This is a genomic window from Polaromonas sp. YR568 (assembly GCF_943371715.1).
In the GTDB taxonomy this organism is placed as follows: Bacteria; Pseudomonadota; Gammaproteobacteria; order Burkholderiales; family Burkholderiaceae_C; genus Polaromonas.
In genome coordinates this window covers 1-17,889 of sequence record NZ_CALRVW010000022.1, presented here as the reverse complement: position 1 = coordinate 17,889, position 17,889 = coordinate 1, and the positions used below count along the sequence as shown (strand labels likewise).

Genomic DNA, 17,889 nt, shown 5'->3' with positions numbered 1-17,889 from the left:
GCTGCGCGCCATCCCTGCGGGTGCTGGCTACAATACTGTCTATCCATACAGCCCTGCAGCCTGATCCAGACCGCCTTCCATGACGACGACCATCGACAAGGACCAGCCCTACGTTGTCGCCGTGCGTGCGCTGTGTGAATTCACGGCCAAGCTGGGCGACCTCGATGTGCGCTTCACGCCTTCACCGTCGGCCCTCGAAGGCATGGCGGGCCACCGCATGGTGGCGATGCGGCGGCCGGCACACTACCAGACCGAAGTCAGCCTGAGCGGGGTCTACAAGGACTTGCTGGTGCGTGGCCGCGCCGACGGTTACGACCCCGAACTCGGCCAGCTCGAAGAAGTCAAGACTTTCCGCGGTGAGCTGGAGGCCATGCGCGCCAACCACCGGCATCTGCACTGGGCGCAGCTCAAGGTCTACGGCCACCTGCTTTGCCAGAATGAGGGCCTGTCCCAGGTCAAGCTGGCGCTGGTGTATTTCAACATCGCCACGCAGGACGAAACCCTGCTGACCGAAACCTTCAGCGCCGCCGAGCTGGAAGGGTTCTTTGAAGAACAGTGCGAGCATTTCCTCGACTGGGCCCGCCAGGAAATGGCCCACCGCGACGCGCGCAACGAGGGGCTGCAGACCCTGGCGTTTCCGCACGAGAGCTTTCGCCCTGGCCAGCGCGACCTCGCCGAAGCCGTCTACAAGTCGGCCAGCAGCGGCCGTTGCCTGATGGCGCAGGCGCCCACCGGCATCGGCAAAACCGTGGGCACGCTGTTTCCGCTGCTCAAGGCCTGCCCGACGCAGCAGCTCGACAAGGTGTTTTTCCTTGCGGCCAAGACGCCGGGCCGCCAGCTGGCGCTGGACGCCGTGGCCCGCATCCAGCGCAGCGCGCCGGGGCTGCCGCTGCGTGTGCTGGAACTGGTGGCCAAGGGCAAGGCCTGCGAACACCCGGACAAGGCCTGCCACGGCGATGCCTGCCCGCTGGCGCAGGGTTTTTACGACCGCCTGCCGGCCGCGCGGCGTGCTGCCGTGGCTGTGGCCGGCCCGCTCGACAAGGGCGCGCTGCGCGAGGTGGCGCTCGCGCACGGGGTCTGCCCGTATTACCTGGGCCAGGACCTGCTGCACTGGAGCGATGTGGTCATCGGCGACTACAACTACTACTTCGACATCAACGCCATGCTGTACGCGCAGACGCTGGCCAACCAGTGGCGTGTCAGCGTGCTGGTCGACGAGGCGCACAACCTGGTCGAGCGCGCGCGCAAGATGTATTCGGCCGAGCTGGACCCGGCCCGTCTGGCGCTGGCGCGGCAGGGTGCGCCGGTGGCCATCAAACGCGTGCTGGACCGCCTCCAGCGCAGCTGGTACGAGCTGCACCAGGACCAGGCCGAGGCCTACCAGGTGTACGACGAGGTGCCGCAGGCCTTTCGCGGCGCACTGCAGCAGACGGCCAGCGCCATCCTGGACCACCTGGCCGATCACCCGGCCGGCATCGACGGCAGGCTGCAGGACTTTTTCTTCGAGGTGCTGCATTTTTCGCGCATGGCCGAGCTGCTTGATACCCATTCGCTGTTCGACATCACCGATGTCGCGGGCAGTGGGGGCGGCGCCGTGTTGTGCCTGCGAAACGTCGTGCCGGCGGGTTTTCTGTCGCAGCGGTTTGCGGCGGCACGTTCGGCGGCGCTGTTCTCTGCCACCCTGAGCCCGGCGCACTACTACGGCCACATGCTGGGCCTGCCCGAGGACACGGTCTGGATCGATGTGGCCTCGCCGTTCCGGGCTGAACAGCTGTCGGTGCAGGTGGTGGACGACGTGTCCACGCGTTTCCAGCATCGCGGGCATTCGCTGTCACCCATGGTCGACCTGATGGCCCGGCAATACGCGGCGGCCCCCGGCAACTACCTGAGTTTTGTCAGCAGCTTCGACTACCTGCAGCAACTGGCCGATCTGTTCAAGGCGCGCTACCCGGCCATTCCGGTGTGGGAGCAGTCGCGCAGCATGGAGGAAGGCGCCAAGCGCGGCTTTCTCGAACGCTTCACGACCGAGACGCGTGGCATCGGTTTTGCCGTGCTCGGGGGCGCGTTTGCCGAGGGCATCGACCTGCCGGGCAAGCGCCTGATCGGCGCCTTCATCGCCACGCTGGGGCTGCCGCAGATCAATCCCGTGACGGAGCAGATCCGCCACCGCATGGAGGCAAGCTTCGGCAGGGGTTACGACTACACCTACCTGTACCCAGGCCTGCAAAAGGTGGTGCAGGCCGCGGGCCGGGTGATACGCACCGAGTCCGACCAGGGCGTGGTCTACCTGATTGACGACCGCTACGCACAGCCGCAGGTGCGGGCGCTGTTTCCGGGCTGGTGGAAGGTGGAACGCCTGCAGGCGCGCTTGCCGCGGGCGGCTGCGCAGCCTCAAGGGCTACCTTCGACGGACCTTGTTTGAGCGTTGCTGGTTTGCCAGCGACGGTAACAAGGGCGGGGAGGGTGTTGCGGATGCTGTCGTTCCCCCTCTTGTCATCCCGGACTTGATCCGGGATCCATGCTGGAGGACCACCACCGTTTGGGCTGAGCTTGTGCAAGCTTGCGCTTCAGCGGGTCTTCAAGCAAGCCGGGTCTCGCCCCGGCGGGCGAGGCACTTTTCTTTGCGTCGCCAAAGAAAAGTACCCAAAAGAAAGGCGACCCGATGGTCTGGGTCCCTCCGCTTCGCTGCGGGCAGCCTGCGGTGCTCGCCGAAAGCGGGGTCGAGCTCGAACTCGCTTCGCTCAGACAATCGCTCGTCCTGATCCGCTTTCGGCTGCGCTCCTCGGCCCAGCCCGACGGGTGGGAGAAACGAATGCGGATGCGGGGAGACATGACGCGCGCAGCGCGTCATGTCGGAGAACGTGGCCGTGATGTGTGCACGCGAGCGCAGCACACACGGCCAAATGAAGTCCCCCTCCATCGCCCAGCGGAGCGAGGGCAGGGGATAGGGGTGGGAGTGGGGAGTTGCGCCTACTGTCCAAGGCGAGCCGCAGACGCAGCGACTACCGAAAAATGCTACAAATTAAATAGCTGTCAGCGCCCGCCAGATAAGGGAAAAAGCCGAATTCGCCTCATGCTTGCGCGCCAGAACCGGTGCACAACCCCAGTCACTGCGCCTGAAATCCGCTGGCCTTGATGATGCGTGTCCAGGTCTGGGTGTAGGCGTGTTCACGCGCTGCGAGTTGTTGCGGTGGCATGTAGCCCACGCTCAGGCCCATGGCTGTGAGCCTGTCGCGCACGTCGGGCATCGCGATGACCTTGGCCACGGCTTCGGCAAAGCGGTCGATGGTGGCCCGGGGCGTACCAGCCGGCGCGAAGATGCCGTAGTAGGGAACGTCTTCAAACCCGGCCAGGCCCAGCTCGGCAAAGGTCGGCACATCGGGCAGGGCGGCCTGGCGCTTGCCGCCGAGCACGGCCACGACGCGGATCTTGCCGGCCTTGTGGTTCTCGATGAAGTCGGGAACCGAGCCGACGCCGGCACCGATCTGGTTGCCCAGCATGTCAGCCATCATGGGGGCGCTGCCCCGGTACGGGGCGGCCTGCAGGTCGAGCGCGTACTTCTGGCCGATCAGCTTGACCAGGAACTCGGGCACCGAGGCGGGTGCGGGCACACCCACGTTGCCCTTGTTGCCCTGCGTGCGCACCCAGGCCACGTACTCGTTCATGGAGGTCGCGGGCGTGCCGCCCGACACGGCGAAGGCGTTCACGAACGTGGCGAAGCCGGCCACCGCGACAAAATCCTTGGCCGGGTCGAAGCCGGGGTTTTTGGTCACCAGCGGCAGGATGGAAATGGTGTGGTCGTGCGATAGGAAAAAGGTCGTGCCGTCCGCCGGCGCCGCCTTCAGGGCCTGGGCCGCAATCTGTCCGCCCGCACCCGCGCGATTCTCGACAATCACGTTGCTGCCCAGCTGGTCCTTGAGTTTGTCGGCCAGCGTGCGGGCAATCACGTCGGTGCCGCCGCCAGCCGGAAAACCGACCAGCAGCCGGATGGTGCCGGTCTGGGCCTGCGCGATGCTCGCGAGCAGAAGGGCGCCGACGGCGACGGAGTTGCGCAGTGTGTTCAGGATACACCGGCTTGTTGAGCTGACCATGGAAGACTCCGGTTCGGGGTGAAAACAAAGGTGGGTATTTTGACGCAATAACGGTGCCAGCCGCGGTCAGGAACCTGGCGCGGTTCCGGGGCGGGCCGCAAGCCGCGGTGCGGCTGCCGGGCCGTCAGGTCACGAAGGTGCGCACGAAGTCGAGCGACGACACGACTCCCCGGATGACATTGCCCTCGGCCACCACCACGTGGTGAATGTGGCCCTCTGTCATCAGCCTGGCCACCTCGCCGAGTGTGGCGTCCGGGCGCACGGTGACCGGCTTGTAGGTGCACAGCTGCCACGCGCTGACCTTGGGGGCGGTTTTGCCCTCGGCATGCGCGCGCAGCAGGTCGGCGCTGCTGATCACGCCCATCACCACGCCGCTGGCGTCGACCACCGGCACCCACGACAGACCCCTGGCCACCAGTTTCGCCTCGACGGCCTGCAGCGTGTCGTCGGGACCGACCTGGGTCACCTCGTGGTGCATCAATGACGAAATGGTCTGGCTCATGTCGGGCTCCTGGTTGCAGTGGATAGGGTGGTTGGTGTGGAAGAGGGCTGCGCTGCACTGCGCGGTGCACGCCCCAGCCGCGCTTCCACGGCCAGCACGTCGACCGTGATTTTCAGCAGCGTATCGGGCGTGACACTCATGGCGTCGATGCCGAGCTCCACCAGGTATTGCGCGATCTCCGGATAGTCCGAGGGCGCCTGGCCGCAGATGCCCACGTGGCGCTGGTTGCGGTGCGCGCCTTCAATGGTCTGGCGGATCATCTCCTTGACGCCGGGATCGCGTTCGTCGAAGTCAAAGGCCACGATGTCCGAATCGCGGTCCACACCCAGCACGAGCTGGGTCAGGTCGTTGGAGCCGATGGAAAAGCCGTCGAACAGGCGGGCAAAGGCATCGATCTGGATCACGTTGTTGGGGATCTCGCACATCACGTAGACCTCCAGGCCGTTGACACCGCGTGTCAGCCCGTGTGTTGCCATGGCTTTCAAAACGCGTTCACCTTCCTCGACACGCCGGCAAAACGGGATCATCAGCTTGACGTTGACCAGGCCCATCTCGTCGCGCACGCGTTTCATCGCCGCGCACTCGAGCGCGAAACCCTCGGCATAGGCCGGGTGTGCGTAGCGCGAGGCGCCGCGAAAACCGATCATGGGGTTGGCCTCGTCCGGCTCGAACCAGCGCCCGCCGAGCAGGCTGGCGTATTCGTTGGTCTTGAAGTCGGACATGCGCACGATGACCGGCCTGGGGTAGAAGGCGGCAGCAATCATCGCCACGCCTTCGGACAGCTGGCGCACGAAGTAATCGGCCGGCTTCGCATACGAACGTGTGAGGCGGGCGATCTCCTCGCGCACCGCCGCGTCTTCGACTTTTTCCGGGTGCACCAGCGCCATCGGGTGCGCGCGTATGTGTTCGGCAACGATGAACTCCATGCGCGCCAGGCCCACGCCGTCGTTGGGCAGCAGCGCGGTCTGGAAGGCCGTGTCGGGGTTGGCGATGTTGACCATCAGGTGCGTCTGCGGCCGTGCCAGGCCGGCCACGTCGATGCTGCGCTTCGTGAACGGCAGCAGGCCCGCGTAAACCCGGCCCTGGCTGCCTTCGGCGCAGGACACGGTGATCTCGTCGCCGGTGCGGATGGCGGTGGTGGCATGGCCGCAGCCGACCACGGCCGGAATGCCCATCTCGCGCGCCACGATGGCCGCATGGCAGGTGCGCCCGCCGCGGTTGGTCACGACGGCAGACGCGATCTTCAGCACCGTGCCCCAGTCCGGCATGGTGGTGTCCGCCACCAGCACCTCGCCGGGCTGGAACTGGTTGAGTTCGCTGATGTCGTTGATCACGCGCGCCCGCCCCGTCGCGATCGCGCCGCCCACCGCGCGGCCGCTGATGCAGGGCTTGCCCTTCGCATCCAACCGCCAGGTGTCCACCGTGCCGAGCGGCTTGCGCGAGGCCACGGTTTCGGGCCGGGCCTGGACGATGTAGAGTTTGCCGTCGATGCCGTCCCTGGCCCATTCGATGTCCATGGGGGTCGGGTGTCCCGACTTGCGGCTGTAGTGCGCCTCGATGCGGATGGAGGCCTCGGCCAGCTCCAGCACATCGTCGTCGCTGATGCAGTAACGCGCCTGGTCCTCCGGTGGCGTTGGCATGTTGCGCGTGGTCTCGCGGCCGGCGGCCTTGGCATACACCATGCGGATTTCCTTGCCGCCCAGCTTGCGCCTGAGCACCGCGCGATGGCCCTGTTTCAGCGTGGGCTTGAACACGTAGAACTCGTCCGGATCGACCGTGCCCTGAACCACGTTCTCGCCCAGGCCCCAGGCACCGGTGATGAACACGACGTCGGGAAAACCGGTCTCGGTGTCCAGGGTGAAAATCACACCGCTGGCTCCGCAATCGGACCGTACCATCTTCATCACGCCGACCGACTGCAGGACCTTGAAGTGATCGATGCCATGCTCGACCCGGTAGGCGATGGCCCTGTCCTTGAACAGGCTGGCAAAACACTGGTGAACCGCGTCGAGCAGGCGCGCCAGTCCCGAGACGTTCAGAAATGTCTCGTGCTGGCCGGCAAACGACGCATCGGGCAGGTCCTCGGCCGTGGCCGAGCTGCGCACCGCCAGGGTCAGGCTCTCGCCGTATTCGGCTTGCAGGCGCGCATACGACGCGGCAATTTCGGCGACCAGGTCCGCGGGCAGCGGGGCGGCCTGAACGATCTCGCGCGCGCGCGCCGCGCGCCGCGCCAAGTCATCGACATTCTTGACGTCCAGGCCGTCGAGCGCCTCATGCAGGCCGGGCCAGGCGCCTGCATGGTCGAGCAGGTAGCGGTAGGCCTGCGCCGTCACCGCAAAGCCGTTGGGCACCCGCACGCCCTGCGCGCCGAGCTCGCGCACCATTTCGCCCAGCGAGGCATTCTTGCCGCCTACCAGGGGGACATCGGCGATGCCCAGCTCCGAGAACCAGCGGATGTAGGGTGTGGTTGGTGTGGTCATATCCCGGGCGCGCGCGCCGTCTCCTGTGCCTGTTTTTCGCCTACGGAAGCGCTGAATAAGTCCTTGCGGAGGCGCGGCAGCTGGATCGGGATGGGATGCAAGGCGGATTTCGCAGCCAATAGCTGGCTATTGGCAAGAAATTCAACGCCGCAGACCGCCCGAGCCCGGCTGATCGCGCGCCGCAGGGGACCTGTTCAGCGCTTCCCTACGGTAGACGCCGGTCGGCGCTGCCGCCTTGCGCCAGATCAAGCGCCGGCCGGTGTGACGATCACTTCCCTGGCAAGGCGTTCCACATCGGCTGGCTGGCACAGCGCGGTGCCAGCCGACAACAGGGCGGCTGCGGCAGACCCCATGGCATAGCGAAAGGCCTGGGCCAGATCGGTCTGCCGGCTCAGTGCCCAGACCAGGCCGCCGACAAAACTGTCGCCCGCGCCTATGGTGCTTTCAACATGAACCGGCACGGCGCTGGCCCGCAGCGCCTGCTCGGCCGTGACGAGCAAGGCACCTTCCTCGCCGAGCGACAGCGCCACGATCTGCGCCTGCCCGGCGCTGATGATGGTGCGGGCCGCGGCCAGCCGCTGCGTGTCGGTCTCCAGCGGCAGGCCGGTGAGCTCGCGCAACTCGCGCAGGCTGGGCTTGATCAGGTACACGCCTTCGGCGAGCGCCGCTGCGAGTGCCGGGCCCGAGCTGTCCAGCACCACGCGGCTGCCGCGCGAACGCGCCAGCCGCGTGAGCTGCGCATAGAAGTCGGCCGGCACGCCGGGTGGCAGGCTGCCGCTGGCCACCACATAGGGCGGTGGCACCGCGAGCGCGCTGACTACATCGAGGCAGGCCTGCCACTCGGTCGGGGTCAAGGCAGGGCCGGGCAGGACAAAACGGAAGTCCCGACCGCTGGCCGTTTCGTGGACATGAAAACTCTCGCGCGTCTCGCCCGCAATGGCCAGGCACTGGCTGGACACCTGCTCCTGGTCCAGCAACTGGCGCAGCCTTTGCCCGTTCATGCCGCCGGCCGGGTACAGCGCCAGGCAATGGCTGCCGAGTCGCTGCAGGACGCGGGCCACATTGATGCCGCCGCCCCCGGGATGGTATTGCGCGGCGGCGCAGCGCAGCTTGTGTGTGTCGGTGACCTTGTCCGTGGAGGTTGACACGTCCAGGGCGGGGTTCATGGTCACGGTCAGGATGTCGGGGGTGCGCATTGCCGCCACTGTACTCCGGCGGGGCCAGGCCCCCGCCACCGACCTCAGGCCCGCAACTGCTGCGCCATCAGCACCGCCACGTGAATCGCCTCGCGTTGTGCGCCGTCGCGGATCTGGTGCCGGCAGCTGGTGCCGTCGGCGACCACGATGGCGTCGGGTTGCTGGCGCACCGCGGGCAGCAGGCTCAGCTCGGCCATCTGCATCGACACCTCGTAATGGCTGGTTTCATAGCCGAAGCTGCCAGCCATGCCGCAGCAGCTCGATTCGATCAGCTCGGGCTTGGCACCAGGGATCAGCTTGAGCACATCGATGATGGGGCTGACCGCGCCGAACGCTTTCTGGTGGCAATGGCCGTGCAGCAGGATGGCGCGCTCGATCGGCTGCAGTCTGGTTTTGAGCTGGTCGAGCTTGCCGGTCGCGGCCTCGCGCGCCAGAAATTCCTCGAACAGCAGGGCCTGGTCGCTGATGGTTTGCGCCGCCTCGCCCAGACCCATCACCAGCATCTCGTCGCGCATCGTCAGCAGGCAGGACGGCTCCAGCCCAACGATGGCGATGCCGCGTTCGGCAAAGGGCAGCAGCGCGGCGACCAGCTCTTTGGCCTTGGCCTTCGCCGCATCGACCATGCCGCTGGCCAGGTAGGTCCGACCGCAGCACAGGTGTTTTCCGTCTGCTACCTTTTTAATAGCTACATGCGCCGTGTAGCCGGCGGCTTGCAGCACTTTCAATGCTGAAGCTGCATTGTCCGACTCGAAGTGGCCATTGAAGGTGTCGACAAACAGCACCACCGGCTTGCTGGCAGCCAGCACCTCCTCGCGTGTGGCGCTTACCGGGGGGCGGATGAAAAAAGTCTGCCTTTTCCATTGCGGCAGGGTGCGCTTGGCCGAAAGGCCGGTGAACTTCTCGCTGAGCGCGGCCAGGCCGGGAATTTTGTCGCGCAGGTTCAGCAGCGGCGCCAGGCGGCTGGCCCAGTGCGCGTAGTCGGGCAGGCGCGCGACCAGCTTGTCCTTGAGTGTGTAGCCGTGTTTCGCCTTGTAGTGGTGCAAAAACTCCACTTTCATTTTGGCCATGTCCACGCCGGTCGGGCAGTCGCGCTTGCAGCCCTTGCAGCCCACGCACAGGTCCAGCGCGTCCTTGACGGTGTCGCTGGTGAAGGCATCGGCCGCATTCATGCCTTCGAGTTGTCCCGACAGCGCCAGGCGCAGGGTGTTGGCGCGGCCGCGCGTCAGGTGTTGTTCGTCGCGTGTGACGCGGTAGCTGGGGCACATGGTGCCCGCGTCAAACTTGCGGCAGTGGCCGTTGTTGTTGCACATCTCCACGGCCTTGGCAAACCCCTGGGCCGGGTCGCCGCCGCTGCCCGGTGCGCTGGTCAGCTCGGTGACCGGGTCGTTCTGCACGTCCCAGGCGCGCCAGTCGAGCGCGGTCTGGATGGGGATGACCTTGTAGCCGGGGGCAAAACGCATCAGCCGCGTGTCGTCCATCTTCGGCGGGTTGACCATGCGGCCCGGGCTCAGCAGGTTGATCGGGTCCATGGCCTGCTTGATGGCCGCAAACGCCGCGTTGATCTGCGGGCCGAACTGCCACTGGATCCACTCGCCGCGGCACAGGCCGTCGCCGTGTTCGCCACTGTAGGCGCCCTTGAACTTGCGCACCAGCTCGGACGCTTCCTCGGCAATCGCGCGCATCTTGGGCGCACCCTCGCGCCGCATGTCGAGGATGGGCCGCACATGCAGCGTGCCGACCGAGGCGTGGGCGTACCAGGTGCCCTTGCTGCCGTATTTGCGGAAAACCTCGGTGAGCGCGTCGGTGTATTCGGCCAGATGCTCCAGCGGCACGGCGCAGTCCTCGATGAAGCTGACCGGCTTGCCGTCGCCCTTGAGGCTCATCATGATGTTCAGGCCGGCCTTGCGCACCTCCCAGAGGTTTTTCTGCGGGGCGTCGTCCACCATCTCGACCACCGAATCGGGCAGCAGCAGATCGCCCATCAGTTCGCCCAGGCGTTTCAGGTGGGGCAGCAGGTCGGCCTTGCTGGCGCCCGAAAACTCGACCAGCAAGATGGCCGCGGGCTGGCCGATCAGTGCGCTGCGAATGGTGGGCGCAAAGGCCGGATTCTGCAGCGACAGCTCGATCATCGTGCGGTCCACCAGCTCGACGGCCGTCAGGCTGCCGTCGCCGAGTTTGACGATGTGCTGCGCGGCATCCATGGCGCGGTAAAAGGTCGGGAAATTCACCACGCCCAGCACCTTGGCCCTGGGCAGTTCGGCCAGTTTCAGTGTCAGTGATTTGGTCAGCGCCAGCGTGCCTTCGCTGCCGATCAGCAGGTGCGACAGGTTCACCGAGCCGTCGCGGGTGTAGGGGCGCTCGCTCTGCGGGTCGAAGATGTCCAGGTTGTAGCCGCCGACGCGGCGCATGACCTTGGGCCACATCCGCTTGATGGCCGGGTGCAGTTCCTCGGCCAGCGAACGAACGTGGTTGCCCAGTTCACGCGCCTTGCCGCTGCTGGCGGCGTAGGGCCCCAGCTGCAACAACTGGCTGTCCGAGGTCCAGGCCTGGGCGCCCAGGACGTTGTGCACCATGTTGCCGTAGGCAATGCTGCGGCTGCCGCAGGAATTGTTGCCGGCCATGCCGCCCAGCGTGGCCTGCGCGCTGGTGGAGACATCGACCGGGTACCAGAGGCCGTGTTTTTTCAGGGTGGCGTTCAGGTGGTCCAGCACGATGCCGGGTTCGACCTCGGCGGTGCGTTTGTCCACGTCCACATCGATGATGTTGCGGATGTGTTTCGCATGGTCGATGACCAGCCCTGCGCCCACGGTCTGGCCGCACTGGCTGGTGCCGCCGCCGCGCGGAACGATGGGCACACCCATGTCGCGGCAGATGTCGAGCGCCGTCTTGACGTCAGGCGCGCTGCGCGGCACAAACACGCCGACCGGTATCACCTGGTAAATCGACGCATCGGTGGCGTAGCGGCCCCGGTCTGCGGCGGAAAAAAGCACCTCGCCACGGGTTTCACTGGCGAGCCGGGCGGCCAGTCGGCCGGCCACTTCGTTGCTGATGCGGGCGACGTTGTCGTAAGTATGTGCCGCAGTTTCCTGCGTGACTTTCAGGGGCAAGGGAGCGTTCATAGGGCGTTCATGGGGCTGTCATGCCTTGGCAGGTGTCTGGCGTGCCGATTGGGCCGCGCGCAGCTGTTCGATGACCACGCTGAGCTTGTTGCCCAGGTGGCTGGCCAGCACGGTACGCATGGCGACCGGGTCGCGCGCACTGAGCGCTTCAATCATCAGCTCATGTTCTTTCACGGCGGCGCGCCATTTGTCGCCGTCCTGGTTGGAGCGAAAGCGCAGAGCCTGCAGGCGCGCATTGACCTGCTGGTAGGTAGCCGTCAGTACCGGATTTTTGGCCGCGGCATTGATGGCCGCATGAATGGCGGCATTGAGCCGGTAGTAGGCGGGCAGGTCGCGGCGGGTGTAGGCGGCCATCATCTCGTAATGCATGGCCTTGATCTCGGCCAGCTCGCCATCGGTGATGCGCCTGGCCGCCAGTTCGCCCGACTGCGCTTCCAGGCCGGCCATGACTTCGAAGGTGTGGAGCACGTCGTCTTCAGTCAACTCCACCGCAATCGCGCCGCGATTGGGCAGCAGTTCCACCAAGCCCTCGGCGGCCAGCATCTTGATGGCTTCGCGCAGCGGCGTCCGTGACACATTGAGCACTTCCGCGAGCTCACGCTCGTTGAGCTTGGCGCCTGGGGGAATGCGGTTTTCGACCAGCATCTGGCGCAGGCGGTGCGCCACCTGCTCATGCAGGGCGGCACGGGGGATGGCAATGATGTCAGCAGTCATGGGTAAATTTTGTATGCAAAAAGAAGGCGTGTCAAATTGAAATATAGGGATAAAGCGGTTGACAAATGAATTTTGTATGCAAAAAATGATGGTTATTCATGGAGTCCCCGAAATATGCTGACGCTTGACTTTCACCCCACCGGCCGCCACTTCCTGCAGATTCCCGGGCCTTCGCCCGTGCCGGACCGCATTTTGCGCGCGATGAGCCTGCCCACCATCGACCACCGCGGCCCCGAGTTCGGCGCGCTGGGCCTGAAGGTGCTGGCCGACATCAAGAAGATTTTCCAGACCAGGCAGCCGGTCATCATTTACCCGGCCTCGGGCACCGGTGCCTGGGAAGCCGCGCTGGTCAATACCCTGAGCGCCGGCGACCATGTGCTGATGTACGAAACCGGCCACTTTGCAGCCTTGTGGCAAAAGCTGGCCACGCGCATCGGCCTGAAAACCGAGGTGATGACCGACCCCGGCGCCGAAGTCTGGCGTCACGGCGTGCGCGCCGACCTGATCGAGGAGCGCCTCAAGTCCGACAGCCAGCACAGCATCAAGGCGGTCTGCGTGGTGCACAACGAAACCTCCACCGGTGTGACCAGCAACATCGCCGCCGTGCGCAAGGCCATCGATGCTGCGAAGCATCCCGCGCTGCTGCTGGTGGACACCATCTCTGGCCTGGCCTCGGCCGAGTACAAACACGACGAGTGGGGCGTGGACGTCAGCATCAGCGGTTCGCAAAAAGGCCTGATGCTGCCACCCGGCATCAGCTTCAATGCGGTGTCCGTCAAGGCGCTGGAAGCCAGCAAGAGCGCCAAACTGCCGAAAGCCTTCTGGGCCTGGGACGAGATCATCGAGATGAACAAGACCGGCTACTGGCCGTCCACGCCCAACACCAACCTGCTTTACGGCCTGAACGAAGCCTGCGACATGCTGCTCGAGCATGGCCTGGACGTGGTGTTTGCGCGGCACCAGCGCTGGGCCGAGGGCGTGCGCGCCGCGGTCAAGGCCTGGGGCCTGCAAATCCAGTGTACCGATGCCGCCGTGTATTCGCCCATCCTGACCGGCGTGATGACACCCGAAGGCGTGGACGCCGATGCGGTGCGCAAGATCATTTACGAACGTTTCGACTGTTCGCTGGGCACCGGCCTGGGCAAGGTCAAGGGCAAGATGTTCCGCATCGGCCATCTCGGCGACTGCAACGACCTGACGCTGATGGCCGCGCTGTCGGGCTGCGAGATGGGCCTGAAACTCGCCGGCGTCAAGCTCGCCGGCTCCGGTGTCCAGGCGGCCATGGACCATTTTTCCAGCCATGCCGCGGTGGTGCCGCTGCGCAAGGCGGCCTGACCGGCGCCCCCAACCGTTTTCCTTTCCTGTCTTTCCTGCCTTTTCTGCTTTCCCGCGCATCCGCTTCCTTCTGACGATTTCAATAACTATCCACTGGAGACAAACCATGCAACGCAGAACCCTTGTCACTGCCGGCGCCGCAGCCCTGGCCTTTCCCTCCCTGATCCTGGCGCAGAACCTGCCCTCCGGGCCGGTGCGCATCATCGTCGGCTTCGCGCCCGGCGGTGGCACCGACATTCTCGCGCGCGTGATCGGCCAGAAGCTCGGTGAGATGTGGAAAACGCAGGTCATTGTCGAGAACAAGGCCGGCGCCTCGGGCACCATCGCCGCCGACTACGTGGCCAAGCAACCCGGTGACGGTGCCACCTTGCTGATGGCCCACATCAACAGCCAGGCCATCACGCCGGCGCTGCAGAAGGTGAACTACGACGCGGCGAAGGACTTCCAGCCGGTGGTGCTGGTCGGCGTCACGCCCAACCTGCTGATCTGCAATGAGAACCAGCCGGCCAAGACCGTGAAGGACCTGGTCGAGCTGTGCCGCGCCAACCCCGGCAAGATCAGCTTCGGCTCGGCCGGCACCGGCAGCGCGCAGCACCTGGCGCTGGAGATGTTCATGCTGGCCGCCAAGGTCAAGGCGATCCACGTGCCGTACAAGGGCTCCGGCCCGATGCTCACCGACCTGATAGGCGGCACCATCCAGTACAGCTTCGACACCATGACGGCCGCCACGCCGCATGTCAAAAGCGGCAAGGCGATTGCGATTGCGCAGACGCGCCAGCAGCGCGTGCCTGCTTACGCCAACGTGCCGACCATGGCCGAGTCGGGCTTCCCGGGCTTCGAGGCCACCACCTGGTACGGGCTGGCCGGCCCCGCAAAGATGCCGCTGGCCATGGCCAAACGCATGAACGAGGACATCAACAAGGTCATGCTGATGCCCGACGTGATGGAAAAGCTGGCCGCCTCGGGCGCCCAGGACGGCGGCGGCTCGACCGAGAAGTTCGGCGATTTCATGCGCGCCGAGCAGATCAAGTGGGCCAAGATCATCAAGGATGGCGGCGTCAAGGCCGACGCCTGAGCCATGTCGGGGGCGGCGGGGCGCGCAGGGCGTCCCGCGCGCCTTGCTGTCCTGCCGGCCCGCCTGCCGGCATTTCCATTCCCCCTCCCATCCCGAGGGGAGGTATTGCCTTTTCGCAAGCCGCGCAACAGCCATCAACAAGGACTACTGAGTGAAAGAAGCGTCAACCAACGAACAGGCGAACAAGGCGGCGCGGCCGCTGCCGCTGGCCGGTGTCCGCGTGCTGGACATCAGCCAGGTGATGGCCGGCCCCTACGCCTGCATGCTGCTGGCGGACATGGGCGCCGACGTGATCAAGATCGAGCCGCCGGGCAGCGGCGACCAGACACGCGGCGCCATGGGCTTCAAGATGAAGGGGCCCGATTCACTGGGTTTCCTGAACATGAACCGCAACAAACGCAGCGTTGCGCTCAACCTCAAGTCCGAGGCTGGCCGCAAGGTGTTGCTAGAGTTGGCGAAGGATGCCGACATCCTGCTGGAGAACTACCGACCCGGGGCAATGAAGCGCCTGGGCCTGGGCTACGAGGTGCTCAAGGAAGTCAACCCGCGCCTGGTCTACACCAGCATCTCGGGCTTCGGCCAGACCGGCCCCTGGTCCGACCGGCCGGGGTTCGACCTGATGGCGCAGGCCATGTCGGGCGTGATGAGTGTCACCGGCTATCCCGGCGGGCCGCCGGTGAAGGCCGGTGTGCCGGTGGCCGACATCGGCTGCGCGCTGTTTGCGGTCTATGCCACGCTGTCGGCCTTCATCGGCGCAAAAACCAGCGGCCAGGGCCAGCATGTCGATGCCTCGCTGTTCGACTCCGCGCTGGCGTTTTCGGTCTGGGACATCTGTGACTACTGGGGGACGGGCAAGGAGCCCGAACCGCTGGGCACCTCGAACAAGATGACCGCGCCGTACCAGGCGATGGCCTGTTCGGACGGCTACTTCGTGATGGGCGCCAACAACCAGAAGCTCTGGCTGCAGCTGTGCAAGCTCATGGGCCGTGAAGAGCTGCTGGCCGACGAGCGCTTTTCCACCATCTCGCTGCGCCTGGCCAACCGCCATGCGCTGGAGGTGGAGCTGGAAAAGTCCTTTCGCCTGCAGCCCAAGGATTACTGGGTCAGCACTTTTCTCGAGGCCGGCATCCCTGCCGGGCCCATCCTGACCTATCCCGAGGCCTTTGACAGCGACCATGCCAAGGCGCGCGAGATGCGCATGGAGATTGACCATCCCGCCGAAGGCAAGGTGCCCAACATAGGTTTTGCGGTGAAGATGTCCGGCACGCCCCAGCAGGTGCGCCGCCATCCGCCGCGCCTGGGCGAACACACGGCCGAGGTGTTGGCCGAACTCGGCATCAGCGACGAGGAACAGGCCGCGCTTGGCGAGCAGGGGGCCTTCGCAGCATGAGTGAGTCCAACCCCCAAGGCAGCGTGCACCTGGCCATCAACGCCGGCGTGGCCTCGGTGCTGTTCGACCGCCCCGCGGCACGCAATGCCATGACCTGGTCCATGTACGAGCGGCTCAACCAGATATGTGAGCAGCTTACGGCCGATACCTCGGTGCGCGTGGTGACCTTTCGCGGTGCCGGCGGCCAGGCCTTTGTGGCCGGCACCGACATCGAGCAGTTCACGACTTTCAGCAACGGCGAGGACGGCGTGGTCTACGAGCAGCAGATTGACGAATGCATCGCCCGGCTGGAGTCGCTGCCCATGCCCACCGTCGCTGCGATCCAGGGCTGGACCATAGGCGGCGGCCTGGCGATTGCGACAGCCTGCGACTTCCGCATCGCCACACCCGGATCAAGGTTCGGCGTGCCGATTGCCCGAACCCTGGGCAACTGCCTGTCGGTGGCGAATCTGGCGCGGCTCAGCGCCGTGTTCGGCATTCCCCGCGTCAAACGCATGCTGATGCTGGCCGACATCGTGATGGCCGACGAAGCGCTGGCTTGCGGTTTTCTCACGCAGATCAGCGAGGCCGGCGAGATCGACGCGGTGCTGGCGAGCTTGTGCGAACGCCTGGCGGCACTGGCGCCGGTGACCCAGCGCGTCAGCAAGGAAGGCCTGCGCCGGCTGGTCAGCCATGCGCTGCCGTCCGACGAGGATCTCATTCGCCGCTGTTACGGCAGCGACGATTTTCGCGAGGGTGTGTCGGCGTTTGTGGCGAAAAGAAGCCCGGTCTGGAAGGGGTCCTAGCAAGTTCTCAGGCGCCATCGCGGTAATGCGCGCACAGCGTCTCGATCAGCGACTCGGCGTAACGCGGCAGCGCATCGCGCTTGCGCACCAGGATGTAACGCTCGCGCACGCTCCAGGACTCCAGCAGTTCCACCAGCGCGATGCCCATGGCCTCCTGGTTGCGCCGCGCGGCCGATTCCGGAACAATGCCGACGCCCACGCCCGCACCTATCATGCGGCACATCGCGTCAAAGCTCGAGAGCTGGATGCGCAGTTTCAGCGGCTTGCCCAGGCGCTCGACCACCTGCGCCAGGAAAGTCTGCAGCGTGCTGCCCGACTGCATGCCCACTGCGTCTTCGTCCAGGGTGTCGGCAAAGGCAATTTTCTTCCGGCGCGCAAAGCGGTGGTTTTTCGCCGTGGCCAGCACCAGCCGGTCGGTGCTGAAGTGAATCGCTTCCAGTCCCAGCGTGTCGACCTGGCCGGCCACGATGCCGATGTCGGCGCGGCCGTCGAGCACACCGCGCGCAATCTCGGGATTGGGCTTTTCCTGCAGGTCGATGTTGATCTTCGGGTTGTCCGCCAGAAAGCCCGGCAGGATCTCCGGCAAAAAGTCCGTCACCGCGGTGGTGTTGGCAAACACCCGCAAATGCCCGCGCAGGCCGCCGCCGTATTCCTGCAGGTCGGTGCGCAGTTGCTCGGCTTGCCGCAGCACCCCGCGTGCATGGAACAAAAAAGCTTCGCCAGGCGGGGTCAGGCGCACACCGCGTGCCTCGCGGTAGAGCAGGCTCAGGCCCGATTGCGCCTCGAGTGACTTGATGCGCGCGCTCGCCGCCGCCAGTGAGAGGTGCTGACGTTCGGCGGCGCGGGTCATGTTGCCCTCGTCGGCGGTCGCCACAAAAAGGCGCAGGTCCGTCAGGTCGAATTGCATGGCAGCATGCTACCGCAAGTCCTTCAAGCCTTCCGTTTGGACGAAGCCTTGCAACAGCCGCCTCCCAAGAGAAATAGTAAATCAGGAGGCTCAGGAAGGAATCCAAGGCTTCGGAATAAACGAAGACTGGCTGTTGAAATGGCTGATTGCGTTGTGGCCCGTCCTGCGCCACCATGTCAACCCATGTCAACCCATGTCAACCCATGTCAACCCATGTCAACCCATGTCAACCCATGTCAACCCATGTCAACCCATGTCAACCCATGTCAACCCATGTCAACCCATGTCAACCCAT

At 65.5% G+C, this 17,889-nt stretch carries 12 protein-coding genes; 5 read left to right on the top strand and 7 right to left on the bottom strand.

Annotation, left to right across the window (positions count from 1 at the left end):
- The first annotated feature begins 79 nt into the window (after positions 1-79).
- A complete protein-coding gene (locus AAG813_RS15020) occupies positions 80-2,422 on the top strand; it encodes an ATP-dependent DNA helicase (RefSeq protein ID WP_341916487.1) in 2,343 nt (780 codons plus the stop codon).
- Between the two features lie 685 nt (positions 2,423-3,107).
- On the opposite strand, the gene AAG813_RS15015 is transcribed toward AAG813_RS15020, so the two are convergent.
- The 6 genes from AAG813_RS15015 to AAG813_RS14990 all read right to left on the bottom strand — a co-directional run bounded on the left by AAG813_RS15015 (position 3,108) and on the right by AAG813_RS14990 (position 12,102).
- Positions 3,108-4,091 carry a Bug family tripartite tricarboxylate transporter substrate binding protein gene (locus AAG813_RS15015; protein ID WP_341916486.1) on the bottom strand — a complete coding sequence of 328 codons (984 nt, stop codon included), beginning with the start codon at positions 4,089-4,091 and terminating at the stop codon, positions 3,108-3,110.
- 124 nt (positions 4,092-4,215) lie between these two features.
- The gene (locus tag AAG813_RS15010) at positions 4,216-4,593 is read right to left on the bottom strand and encodes a CBS domain-containing protein (RefSeq protein WP_341916485.1); all 378 of its coding nucleotides are present in this window, start codon (positions 4,591-4,593) and stop codon (positions 4,216-4,218) included.
- Positions 4,590-7,073: a phosphoenolpyruvate synthase gene (gene ppsA, locus AAG813_RS15005; protein ID WP_341916484.1), complete on the bottom strand. Its 2,484-nt coding sequence runs from the start codon at positions 7,071-7,073 to the stop codon at positions 4,590-4,592. Before ppsA ends, AAG813_RS15010 begins: the two co-directional genes overlap by 4 nt.
- Positions 7,074-7,318: 245 nt before the next feature.
- Complete coding sequence (locus AAG813_RS15000; protein WP_341916483.1) at positions 7,319-8,269, bottom strand: 1-phosphofructokinase family hexose kinase; 951 nt, start codon at positions 8,267-8,269, stop codon at positions 7,319-7,321.
- Positions 8,270-8,313: 44 nt separating this feature from the next.
- Positions 8,314-11,388, bottom strand: a complete 3,075-nt coding sequence (locus tag AAG813_RS14995) for an FAD-linked oxidase C-terminal domain-containing protein (RefSeq protein ID WP_341916482.1) — start codon at positions 11,386-11,388, stop codon at positions 8,314-8,316.
- An 18-nt stretch (positions 11,389-11,406) separates the two neighbouring features.
- Positions 11,407-12,102, bottom strand: coding sequence for a GntR family transcriptional regulator (locus AAG813_RS14990; RefSeq protein ID WP_341916481.1), 696 nt, complete (start codon positions 12,100-12,102; stop codon positions 11,407-11,409).
- Between the two features lie 114 nt (positions 12,103-12,216).
- On the opposite strand from AAG813_RS14990, the gene AAG813_RS14985 reads away from it, so the two are divergent.
- From AAG813_RS14985 to AAG813_RS14970, 4 genes are all read left to right on the top strand, one after another.
- A complete protein-coding gene (locus AAG813_RS14985; RefSeq protein ID WP_341916480.1) occupies positions 12,217-13,437 on the top strand; it encodes an aminotransferase class V-fold PLP-dependent enzyme in 1,221 nt (406 codons plus the stop codon).
- A 106-nt stretch (positions 13,438-13,543) separates the two neighbouring features.
- Positions 13,544-14,512, top strand: coding sequence for a tripartite tricarboxylate transporter substrate binding protein (locus tag AAG813_RS14980; protein WP_341916479.1), 969 nt, complete (start codon positions 13,544-13,546; stop codon positions 14,510-14,512).
- Between the two features lie 151 nt (positions 14,513-14,663).
- Positions 14,664-15,902, top strand: a complete 1,239-nt coding sequence (locus tag AAG813_RS14975) for a CoA transferase (protein WP_341916478.1) — start codon at positions 14,664-14,666, stop codon at positions 15,900-15,902.
- Complete coding sequence (locus AAG813_RS14970; protein WP_341916477.1) at positions 15,899-16,687, top strand: enoyl-CoA hydratase/isomerase family protein; 789 nt, start codon at positions 15,899-15,901, stop codon at positions 16,685-16,687. Before AAG813_RS14975 ends, AAG813_RS14970 begins: the two co-directional genes overlap by 4 nt.
- 7 nt (positions 16,688-16,694) lie before the next feature.
- Here AAG813_RS14970 and AAG813_RS14965 read toward each other — a convergent pair whose 3' ends face one another.
- Positions 16,695-17,594: a LysR family transcriptional regulator gene (locus AAG813_RS14965; protein WP_341916476.1), complete on the bottom strand. Its 900-nt coding sequence runs from the start codon at positions 17,592-17,594 to the stop codon at positions 16,695-16,697.
- Between the last annotated feature and the right edge of the window lie 295 nt (positions 17,595-17,889).

Coding starts and splice junctions, on each gene's coding strand:
- AAG813_RS15020 (WP_341916487.1), top strand. CDS start 80: ATGACGACGACCATCGACAAGGACCAGCCCTACGTTGTCGCCGTGCGT.
- AAG813_RS15015 (WP_341916486.1), bottom strand. CDS start 4,091: ATGGTCAGCTCAACAAGCCGGTGTATCCTGAACACACTGCGCAACTCC.
- AAG813_RS15010 (WP_341916485.1), bottom strand. CDS start 4,593: ATGAGCCAGACCATTTCGTCATTGATGCACCACGAGGTGACCCAGGTC.
- ppsA (WP_341916484.1), bottom strand. CDS start 7,073: ATGACCACACCAACCACACCCTACATCCGCTGGTTCTCGGAGCTGGGC.
- AAG813_RS15000 (WP_341916483.1), bottom strand. CDS start 8,269: ATGCGCACCCCCGACATCCTGACCGTGACCATGAACCCCGCCCTGGAC.
- AAG813_RS14995 (WP_341916482.1), bottom strand. CDS start 11,388: ATGAACGCTCCCTTGCCCCTGAAAGTCACGCAGGAAACTGCGGCACAT.
- AAG813_RS14990 (WP_341916481.1), bottom strand. CDS start 12,102: ATGACTGCTGACATCATTGCCATCCCCCGTGCCGCCCTGCATGAGCAG.
- AAG813_RS14985 (WP_341916480.1), top strand. CDS start 12,217: ATGCTGACGCTTGACTTTCACCCCACCGGCCGCCACTTCCTGCAGATT.
- AAG813_RS14980 (WP_341916479.1), top strand. CDS start 13,544: ATGCAACGCAGAACCCTTGTCACTGCCGGCGCCGCAGCCCTGGCCTTT.
- AAG813_RS14970 (WP_341916477.1), top strand. CDS start 15,899: ATGAGTGAGTCCAACCCCCAAGGCAGCGTGCACCTGGCCATCAACGCC.
- AAG813_RS14965 (WP_341916476.1), bottom strand. CDS start 17,594: ATGCAATTCGACCTGACGGACCTGCGCCTTTTTGTGGCGACCGCCGAC.